The sequence below is a fragment of the Rhodococcus sp. (in: high G+C Gram-positive bacteria) genome, from assembly GCF_049591685.1.
Lineage (GTDB): Bacteria > Actinomycetota > Actinomycetes > Mycobacteriales > Mycobacteriaceae > Rhodococcoides.
Genome location: NZ_JBAWFH010000291.1, coordinates 1 through 8,865 on the forward strand (window position 1 = coordinate 1; position 8,865 = coordinate 8,865).

Here is an 8,865-nt window from a genome sequence, read left to right on the forward strand (position 1 = left end):
CATACCACCGGCCCGGCGGCGCTGGGCGCCGCGTTCGCCGCGTCGAGCCAGGAAGATGGCGGCGGGCTACCCGCGCTGGGTTTGCAGGAGGGCGAGCGGGGCGGCAATCCGCTTGTATCGCAACTGAGCTCGGTGGTGATACCGCAGTGGCTTCGCGACGCTCACGCACCGAAGGACATAGTGTTGCCGGTCGGCCTCATTCCCGGGGTGGTGCAGCAGGTTCTTCCGTTCCACCTCGTTCGCATCGGTACGTTCTACCTGTTCACCTGCCCGTTCGAGCCCACCGTGGTCGCCGGAGCGCGGCTACGCACCGCGCTTGCCGACACACTCGGTGCCGACCGCGAACTCGTCGTCGTCCAGGGCTACACCAACGGCTACGGCCATTACGTCACCACGCCGGAGGAGTACGACCAACAGGATTACGAGGGCGGCGCGACGCCGTTCGGCCGCTGGCAGTTGCCGGCGACCGTGCAGATCGCGGTGGATCTCGCCTCGGCAATGCGCGATGGCCGACCGGTGGACAGCGGCGGACCTGCGCCGGACCTCACCGGGTCGATCCCGGTGTCTCCCGGCGGAAATCCGTGGGTGGACATCGCCGCACCGGGAACGACCTTCGGCCAGGTGGTGATGCAACCCGCGCAGTCGTATCGGGCGGGAGAACAGGTATCGGTGCGGTTCTGCGGAGCCAACCCCAATTCGAACCTGCGCCGCGACGACACCTATCTCGCCGTCGAGCGTGCCGTCGGTGACGGCTGGGTGCGGGAGTTCGACGACGGCGATTGGTACACGAAGATCGTGTTCGAGGGTGCAGGCCCCATCACGACCACGACGGTTACCTGGGACATTCCGCCCGGCCGGTCCGTCGGACGCTATCGCATCGCGTACTTCGGCGATGCACGGTCGCTCGACGGCCGGCTCGTGGCTTTCACAGGCTTATCGAATGATTTCCGCGTAGTGGCTTGACGCGTTTCACGACCCTGCAGGGCTGCCACGGCTGACGCCGGGCACGCTGACGAGGCCTTCCGCGACAATGAGTACTCTGATCAACCGTTGCCGATTTCGCGGCGAGAAGTAACACGAGCGGTTCGGGGAAGGACTCTCGCGCATGAGCCAGAACAGGTTCTCTGCGGGCGCATCGGAATTGCGCGAGGCCATGCTCGCTCTCAACCGTCGATTGCGACGCCACCATCCACAGCACTATCTGACGCCGAGTCAGTTGCAGATCCTCGGCGACGTCGAACGCAGTGGCGGGTCGAGCGCACCCGTCGACCTCGCTGCACTACAGGGCGTACGCATTCAATCTCTGACAAGCAATCTCAACGCACTCGAAGCCGAGGGGCTCATTACTCGCAGCCCCGACTCGGTCGATCGACGCCGACTCCTCGTGCGCATCACCGATGCGGGCACCGAACTCGTCGCCGCCGACCGCGGGCAACGCGACGGCAGGCTCGCCGACGCTCTCGAGAACGAACTCACGCCACTCGAGCGTGAGGTCCTCGCGTTGGCGACGCCGATCCTGTGGAAACTGGCGCGTCCCGCGGAAAACCGCGCATCTGTTGACCTTTTCCCTCGTTCTGTGGAATATGATTCGAACACCCGCCAGGGGCGACCGTGAGCAGTCACGCACCGCTCCGAAGAACACCGAAACAGGAGCTCTCCTTCGCATGATGTCCTACCTGCTGTATGACGCGCTGCTACCCCAGGTCGGTCACGATGTGGCCACGTACTGGGCCACGTTGCTCGTCATCAATCCCCTGTAGCCGAACCCGTCTTCACGCACGAGGGCCGCACCGGCGATCGGTGCGGCCCTCGTGTGCGTCAGACGCTCGTGGGCAGTAGCCGCGAGAGCACGTCCGACAGCGTGATGACGCCGACGGTGCTGTCTCCGTCGACGACCAGTGCGAGGTGGCTGCTGGTTTCACGCATCGAGGCGAGAGCAACATAGACGGGCGTGCTCGCGTCCAGGGTGAACACCGGACGGGTCACGTCGGCGAGCGAGGCGTTGCCGTCCAGGGTGTCGCGCACATGGACGACGCCGCTGACGGTGTCGCCGTCGCTCACCAGGATCCGTAGGTGGCCGGAATCGAGTGACGCAGCTCGGACGTCGGCAACGGTTCCCGCCGTTGGCACGGACGTCGGGACGCCCGGTTCCCGGACGAGGTCCCGCACCGTCAGGTTCTGTAGCTCGAGGGCACCGGAGATCTGTGCGGAGTAGCTCGCGTCGAGTGCACCGACGTTGACCGAGTGCTCGACGAGCTGCCGGAGGTCGTCCGGATTTTGTCCGGATGCCACCTGGTCGGCGGGTTCGACGCCGACCTTGCGCAGGCACCAGTTGGCCATGTTGTTGAGGGCGATAAGCACCGGCCGGGTGAGAAACATGAACCCGCGCATCGGGATGGCCAGCATGGTCGCCGACTTCTCGGGGTGCGCGATGGCCCACGACTTGGGTGCCATCTCGCCGACGACGAGGTGCAGGAACGTGACGATAACGAGTGCCAGGACGAATCCGGCCACGTCCGCTACCCAGTACGCAATGCCCCACGATTCGAAGACCGGGGTGAGCCAGTAGTGGACGGCCGGCTTGGTCGTCGCGCCCAGAGCGAGGGTGCACAGGGTGATGCCGAGCTGCGAGCCGGCCAGCAGTACCGTCAGTTCGCTCGAGCTGCGCAGGGCGGCTCGAGCGGATCGACTCGTCGCCGCGGCATCCTCGAGCCGGTGCCGTTTGGCTGCGAGCAACGCGAACTCGACGGCCACGAAGAACGCACTGGCAGCGATCAATCCGACGGTGACCGCGACGACGATCCAGGGATTGCTCATCGGTGGTGGTCCATTTCTCGGTCGGCACGCACGCGTTGGCCGAGCTGCAGCCGAACGGAGGACGGGACGTAGTTGTCGATTTCGAGCACCTCGACGGCGACGAATCTGTCCGGGGCTTCGTCGTCGTCGCCGATCAGGTCGGCGGAGTCGGCCGGTAGGTCCACTTCGATGACGGTGCCCACTGTCGGCAGCGATCCGTGGTGCGTGATGACGAATCCGGCGATGGTTTCGTAGTCGCCTGCGGGCAGGTCGTGATCGATCGAGCGTTCGACCTCGTCGACGTGCACCTCGCCCGCCATCGTCCAGGTTCCGTCCTCGGCAGCGATGGGGGTCGGATCGAGTTCGCCTTCGTCGTGCTCGTCGGTGATCTCGCCGACGAGTTCTTCGGCGAGGTCCTCGATGGTGACGACACCGGTGAGCCCGCCGTATTCGTCGATGACGCAGGCGAGTTGGTTCTTGGACGTACGCAGTTCGACGACTGCGTCGGGCAGCGCCTGGGTCTCCGGCAGAATGAGGGCGGGGCGCACGAATTCACGCACCGGGACGTCGTCTCGGTCCGTTACCGCCAGGATGTCCTGCAGGTGCACGACGCCGACGATACCGTCGTCCTCGTCCAGTACGGGGTAGCGCGAATGTTCCTGCCCCATCAGAACTCTGATGTCCGCCAGGGTGTCCGAATCGCGGACGGTGGCGGCGCGTGAACGCGGAATCATCGCGTGCTCGACGGTGCGCGTCGGGAAGTCGAGGATGCGATCGAGCAGATCCGACAGCTCGTCGGGCAAGTCGCCGGAATCCTTCGATTCCGCGACGATGTGCTCGAGATCGCGGGGCGTGGCCGAATGCTCGACGTCGTGCACCGGCTCGATCTTCAACGCTTTCAGCAGCAAATTCGAAGCGTGGTCGAAGATGCTGATCAGCCAACCGAACAGCTTCAGATAGAGGGTGGTGGACAGCGACAGCCACAGCGCGACGGGTTCGGGGCGCGCGATCGCAAAGTTCTTGGGGAAAAGCTCGCCGAACAGCATCTGCACGAACGTGGAGAACAGCAGCGCCAGCACGGCGCCGATACCGACGCCGACGCCGGTCGGGATGCCGACGCCTCCCATCAGGGTTCCGAGGGATTGGCCGATGAGGGGTTCGGCCACGTAACCGACGAGCAATCCGGTGACGGTGATGCCGAGCTGGGCGCCGGACAGCATGAACGAGGTCCGGTTGGTCACTTGCAAGGTTCGCCGGGCACCGGCGTCGCCTGCCTCGGCGCGCGCCTTGAGACGGGATCGATCGACCGTCATGTACGCGAATTCCTGCGCGACGAAATAGCCGGTGGCCAACGTGATCAGGAGAACGACGACAATGCCGAGCACGAGGGTGAGGATCACACTCATTCGCCGGACACCGCCTCGCACGTCGTTGAAACAGTGCGGGGGGCCGTGTCCGGCCCGGGTTTATCGCTGTCCATGAATCCTCTGCTTGTGGATGGGTCCGAGATGTCCGATTCTAGCGGCTCGTTTCGGTCTTACGCAGCTTTCACAACGAGGACGGGCACAGGGCTGTCGAGAATGACCCGCGTGGCGACGCTTCCGAGCAGGAGTTTTCCGACGGCCGAGCGGCGTCTCGACCCGATCACGAGCAGATCGCAGTCCAGTGCGCCGACGAGATCGACGATTGCGCCGGCTGGGTCTCCACCGTCCGGCTCGAGGCAGAGTTGGAACGGAGCGTTCTCGACCCCGCGGCTGTGCAGAATCTGCTCGACGGCGAATCGTGTTGCAGCACTGTCGTCTTCGGTGATCGTTCCGGCATCCGACACCGCACAGGCGATCAGTTCGCCGCCACGCAGTCGGGCTTCTTCGACAGCGCGAACGAGCGCCTCGCGACCCTCGGGCGAATCACTCACCACTACCGCTACCGACATTCGCTCCTCCACCTTCCGTACGTCGCCGTTCGAACCGGTGCCCGAAGCCTATCCAGCCGTCGCTGTTGTGACACGTCACATGGCGAGATCGCGAACTGGACAAATTCGAAACTTTGTCCACCTCATGGACATTTTCGTAGTATTGTCATATTTCCAGTGATGCACACCACTCGACCGACACGTGAAGGAGCCCGTCGTGGCAACGCAGACGAACCCACCGCCCACCCCGGTCGAGGAATGGCGTGACCGGAAGCGATACCTGTGGCTGATGGGCCTGATCCCACCGACCGCGATTTTCCTGGCCGTCGGACTGGTCTGGGCCTTCGGTCAACTGGGCTGGACCGCAGTCGCACCGATCTGGTGGTGGATCGGCCCGATGCTCGTCTACATCCTGCTGCCCGTGCTCGATCTGTTCTTCGGTCCGGACGGACAGAACCCGCCGGACGAGGTGATGGAGCGGCTCGAGAACGACAGGTACTACCGCTACTGCACCTACATCTATATCCCGTTCCAGCTGACCAGCCTCGTGCTCGCCTGTTACCTGTGGACCGCCGACAACCTGAGCTGGCTCGGCATCGACGGCGGGCTCGGACTCGCGTCCAAAATCGGGCTGGCAATCAGTGTCGGAGTCATGGGCGGCGTCGGCATCAACACTGCGCACGAGATGGGTCACAAGAAAGACAGCTTGGAGCGGTGGCTGTCGAAAATGACCCTCGCACAGACGTTCTACGGCCACTTCTACATCGAGCACAACCGCGGCCACCACGTGCGCGTCGCAACTCCGGAGGACCCGGCGAGCGCGAAGTTCGGAGAGAGCTTCTGGCGGTTCCTTCCGCGCAGTGTGTGGGGGAGCCTGACATCGTCGTGGGAGATCGAGAGCAAGCGCATGGATCGCCTGGGCAAATCGACCTGGAACATCCGCAACGACGTTCTCAATGCCTGGCTCATGTCGGTCGTTCTCTTCGGTGTGCTCACCGCCGTGTTCGGTGTTTCCATCCTGCCGTTCCTGCTCCTACAGGCCGTATACGGTTTCTCGCTGCTTGAAACCGTCAACTACCTCGAGCACTACGGTCTGCTGCGCGCCAAGACGGCGTCGGGCAGGTACGAGCGGTGCGCACCCGCGCACAGTTGGAACTCCGACCACATCGTCACCAACATCTTCCTGTACCACCTGCAGCGGCACAGCGACCATCACGCAAACCCGACCCGTCGCTACCAAACCTTGCGCAGCATGGAGGGTGCACCCAATCTGCCCAGCGGGTACGCCAGCATGATCTCCCTGGCATATTTCCCGCCGATCTGGCGAAAAGTGATGGACCACAGGGTGCTCGAGCACTATCGCGGCGACATCACCGCGGTGAACATCGAGCCGACCAAGCGTGAGCGGATCCTGGCGCGCTACGGGAGCAAGTGATGGCTGCGTATCAGTGCCCGGTGTGCGCGTTCGTTTACGACGAGGCAGCGGGCGCGCCCCGAGAAGGATTTCCGCCGGGCCACCCGTGGGCGAACGTTCCGGGTGACTGGCCCTGCCCCGATTGCGGGGTCAGGGAAAAGATCGACTTCGAACCCAAGGAAGGCTGACATGTCGACCGACTTCAAGCTCTACCAGTGCATTCAGTGCGGCTTCGAGTACGACGAGGAGCTCGGCTGGCCCGAGGACGGTATCGAGCCGGGAACACGGTGGGAGGACATCCCCGACGATTGGAGCTGCCCCGATTGCGGTGCAGCCAAAGCCGATTTCTTCATGGTCGAGATCTCCCGGCCGTGAACTGCGGGTCCCTGGTCCGCACGGCCCGCCGGATAGACTGATGTTCGTGTCGAGAAGTCCGGTGAACCCGAGCCCTTTCAAGAGCGCGGCTACCACCCTGATGCGGACCACAATCCTCGACGGACTGCACGGCCTCCTTCTCGAGCGAACCTGGTCAACGGTCAACATGACCGACGTCGCGAAGGCCGCCGGGATCAGCCGTCAGACCCTGTACAAAGAGTTCGGTACCCGCAAGGGTTTGGCCCAGGGCTATGCGCTGCGACTCACCGATACCTTCGTCTCGGCGGTCGACGACGCCGTGTACGCCAACGAGGGCGACAATCTGCGGACCCTGTACGTCGCCTTCACCGAGTTCTTCGAGCGCAGCGCCAAGGATCCGATGGTGCTGTCGATGTTGACGGGCGATCCGCCGCCGGACCTACTGCGACTGGTCACCACCGAGAGCGGGACGCTCATCGAACACGCCACCTATCAACTGGCGCAGACCTTTCAGCGGAGTTGGATGCGGGCGTCCCCCCACAATGCCGACGTGCTCGGCCGTACCGTGGTTCGGTTGGCCCTGAGTTACGTGTCGATGCCGCCGGTCAACACCGCCGACGTGGCCGCGGACCTCGCTTCGCTCCTGGCACCCTTCGCCGACTCGATCGTCGGTTCCGCATGACGGCCGACGCGCCGGTGTCGATGCATTCGGTACCGTTCGCAGACCTCACCGCGCACGAGATCTATTCGATCTGCACGCTGCGACGAGCACCCCGACACCGTGCACTTCTGGTTCGCTCGCGATGGTCGGGCCGTGTCGACACTGCGCGTGCTGCGCGACGACGGGCGGGCGCGCATCGGACGCGTCTGCACTGCCGTGGATGCACGCGGACTCGGGTTGAGTGCTCGCCTGATGACGGCGGCGATAGAAGTGATCGGCAACGAACCAATCGTCATCGGTGCGCAGGCCTATCTGGAGAAGTGGTACGCCGGCTTCGGCTTCGAGCGCAGCGGCCCCAACTACGCCGAGGACGGCATACCGCATCTGCCGATGATCAAGCCAGCCGGTTAGGTGCCACGCACCGATTCGATTGCAGCATCGAAAATCGTGTTCTCCGAGAGCAATACATGTTCGGCGGCGTCACCGAGCGGAATGAAGCTGTCCTCACTGGTCACCCGCCGCACGAGACCGTCGAACCTCGCGTCCACCAACGCGGTGACGATGCCTTCGCTGACACCGCCGGATCGCCGAGTCTCGTCGACGATCAGCACGCGGCCGGTCGCCTGTGCATGCGCCAGGATGTCGTCCACCGGGAGCGGCGCAATCCATCTGATGTCGACGACGCGAGCTCGAATACCGTGTTCGGAAAGCTTCTGTGCAACACGCAAACTCATCCTGACGCCGTTACCGAAGGTGACGACGGTGAGGTCGCACCCCTCGCCGTAGCACCGCGCTTCCCCGATCCGAACCGGCGCAGTGTTGCTGTGCGACAACCATTGTCCGTCGCCCTCCTCGTACAGGTCACGCGTGTGATAGAGCGCGATCGGTTCGAGAAAGAGGCATACGGCTCCATGCCGGACCGCGGCTGCGGCACAGGCGTCGAGCATCGCGGCGGCGTCCTCGGGCCGAGACGGTGATGCGACGACGATGCCGGGGATGTCGCGCAACGTGGCAATCGCGTTGTCGTTGTGGAAGTGTCCGCCGAAGCCCTTCTGGTAGCCGTAGCCCGCGATGCGCACGATCATCGGGTTTCGGTACTGCCGCTTCGAAAAGAATTGCAGTGTGGCAGCCTCGCCGCGGATCTGATCGGCAGCATTGTGCAGATACGCGAGGTATTGAATTTCGGCGATGGGAAGCAAACCCGATACTCCTGCGCCGAGAGCCAACCCGAGTATCGACTGCTCGTCCAACACGGTGTCGAACACTCGCGCAGATCCGAGCTCGGCCTGCAGACCTCGCGTAACGCCGTACACGCCACCCTTTCGGGCGACGTCTTCACCGAACAGCACCGCGTTCGGGTACCGCGTCATCACCTGCCGCAATGCGACGTTGATGGCCTGCGCCAACGTGGAGCCCGGCGGCGTTGCGTCGGAATGTGATTCGACAGCAGCGACCTCGTCGGCCAGATCGGTCAACGGCTGTGCGACGGCGGCTGCATCCGAGAGCCGCGGCAGTTCGGCCACCTCTCGCGCGGCGTCCATGACCTCGGTGCGTTTGGCCTCGTACAGCGAGACGGCTTCGCCCGGTGTCACCACCCCTGCGTCGATCAGCAGTCGGGCGGTGCACGTGACGGGGTCACGGGCGTAATCGGCGACGATGTCCGCCGGTGTTCGGTAGGACGATTCGACATCCGATCCGGCGTGGCCCATCAGGCGGACCGTCTCGATG

At 64.2% G+C, this 8,865-nt stretch carries 11 protein-coding genes; 7 read left to right on the forward strand and 4 right to left on the reverse strand.

Features of this window, described 5'->3' with window-relative positions; all coding sequences use genetic code 11:
- Positions 1 to 963 (forward strand): neutral/alkaline non-lysosomal ceramidase N-terminal domain-containing protein (locus WBQ44_RS12095; RefSeq protein WP_495566929.1); only part of this gene is annotated, 963 nt, incomplete at its 5' end.
- Positions 964 to 1,105: 142 nt separating this feature from the next.
- The gene (locus WBQ44_RS12100; RefSeq protein WP_495566930.1) at positions 1,106 to 1,615 is read left to right on the forward strand and encodes a MarR family winged helix-turn-helix transcriptional regulator; all 510 of its coding nucleotides are present in this window, start codon (positions 1,106 to 1,108) and stop codon (positions 1,613 to 1,615) included.
- 203 nt (positions 1,616 to 1,818) lie between these two features.
- Here the strand turns inward: WBQ44_RS12100 and WBQ44_RS12105 are convergent, their stop codons facing one another.
- The 3 genes from WBQ44_RS12105 to WBQ44_RS12115 all read right to left on the reverse strand — a co-directional run bounded on the left by WBQ44_RS12105 (position 1,819) and on the right by WBQ44_RS12115 (position 4,729).
- Positions 1,819 to 2,817, reverse strand: a complete 999-nt coding sequence (locus WBQ44_RS12105) for a hemolysin family protein (protein WP_495566931.1) — start codon at positions 2,815 to 2,817, stop codon at positions 1,819 to 1,821.
- Complete coding sequence (locus tag WBQ44_RS12110) at positions 2,814 to 4,202, reverse strand: hemolysin family protein (RefSeq protein WP_495566932.1); 1,389 nt, start codon at positions 4,200 to 4,202, stop codon at positions 2,814 to 2,816. The genes WBQ44_RS12105 and WBQ44_RS12110 overlap by 4 nt, the downstream gene beginning before the upstream one ends.
- A 131-nt stretch (positions 4,203 to 4,333) precedes the next feature.
- Positions 4,334 to 4,729, reverse strand: coding sequence for a universal stress protein (locus WBQ44_RS12115; protein ID WP_495566933.1), 396 nt, complete (start codon positions 4,727 to 4,729; stop codon positions 4,334 to 4,336).
- Positions 4,730 to 4,997: 268 nt separating this feature from the next.
- Here WBQ44_RS12115 and WBQ44_RS12120 point away from each other — a divergent pair, with 268 nt between their 5' ends.
- The 5 genes from WBQ44_RS12120 (at position 4,998) to WBQ44_RS12140 (ending at position 7,548) form a co-directional block, all read left to right on the forward strand.
- Positions 4,998 to 6,143: an alkane 1-monooxygenase gene (locus WBQ44_RS12120; RefSeq protein WP_495566938.1), complete on the forward strand. Its 1,146-nt coding sequence runs from the start codon at positions 4,998 to 5,000 to the stop codon at positions 6,141 to 6,143.
- Positions 6,143 to 6,310, forward strand: coding sequence for a rubredoxin (locus WBQ44_RS12125; RefSeq protein WP_495566934.1), 168 nt, complete (start codon positions 6,143 to 6,145; stop codon positions 6,308 to 6,310). Before WBQ44_RS12120 ends, WBQ44_RS12125 begins: the two co-directional genes overlap by 1 nt.
- A 1-nt stretch (position 6,311) precedes the next feature.
- A complete protein-coding gene (locus tag WBQ44_RS12130; RefSeq protein ID WP_089243148.1) occupies positions 6,312 to 6,497 on the forward strand; it encodes a rubredoxin in 186 nt (61 codons plus the stop codon).
- Positions 6,498 to 6,537: 40 nt separating this feature from the next.
- Entirely contained in the window at positions 6,538 to 7,158 is a 621-nt protein-coding gene (locus WBQ44_RS12135) for a TetR/AcrR family transcriptional regulator (protein ID WP_495566935.1), read from the forward strand.
- Between the two features lie 99 nt (positions 7,159 to 7,257).
- Entirely contained in the window at positions 7,258 to 7,548 is a 291-nt protein-coding gene (locus WBQ44_RS12140; protein WP_495566936.1) for a GNAT family N-acetyltransferase, read from the forward strand.
- On the opposite strand, the gene WBQ44_RS12145 is transcribed toward WBQ44_RS12140, so the two are convergent.
- On the reverse strand, positions 7,545 to 8,865 hold a 1,321-nt coding region (locus WBQ44_RS12145), incomplete at its 5' end, for an alpha-ketoacid dehydrogenase subunit beta (RefSeq protein ID WP_495566937.1). The genes WBQ44_RS12140 and WBQ44_RS12145 overlap by 4 nt on opposite strands.

Coding starts and splice junctions, on each gene's coding strand:
- WBQ44_RS12110 (WP_495566932.1), bottom strand. CDS start 4,202: ATGAGTGTGATCCTCACCCTCGTGCTCGGCATTGTCGTCGTTCTCCTG.
- WBQ44_RS12130 (WP_089243148.1), top strand. CDS start 6,312: ATGTCGACCGACTTCAAGCTCTACCAGTGCATTCAGTGCGGCTTCGAG.
- WBQ44_RS12125 (WP_495566934.1), top strand. CDS start 6,143: ATGGCTGCGTATCAGTGCCCGGTGTGCGCGTTCGTTTACGACGAGGCA.
- WBQ44_RS12120 (WP_495566938.1), top strand. CDS start 4,998: ATGGGCCTGATCCCACCGACCGCGATTTTCCTGGCCGTCGGACTGGTC.
- WBQ44_RS12100 (WP_495566930.1), top strand. CDS start 1,106: ATGAGCCAGAACAGGTTCTCTGCGGGCGCATCGGAATTGCGCGAGGCC.
- WBQ44_RS12105 (WP_495566931.1), bottom strand. CDS start 2,817: ATGAGCAATCCCTGGATCGTCGTCGCGGTCACCGTCGGATTGATCGCT.
- WBQ44_RS12115 (WP_495566933.1), bottom strand. CDS start 4,729: ATGTCGGTAGCGGTAGTGGTGAGTGATTCGCCCGAGGGTCGCGAGGCG.
- WBQ44_RS12135 (WP_495566935.1), top strand. CDS start 6,538: ATGTTCGTGTCGAGAAGTCCGGTGAACCCGAGCCCTTTCAAGAGCGCG.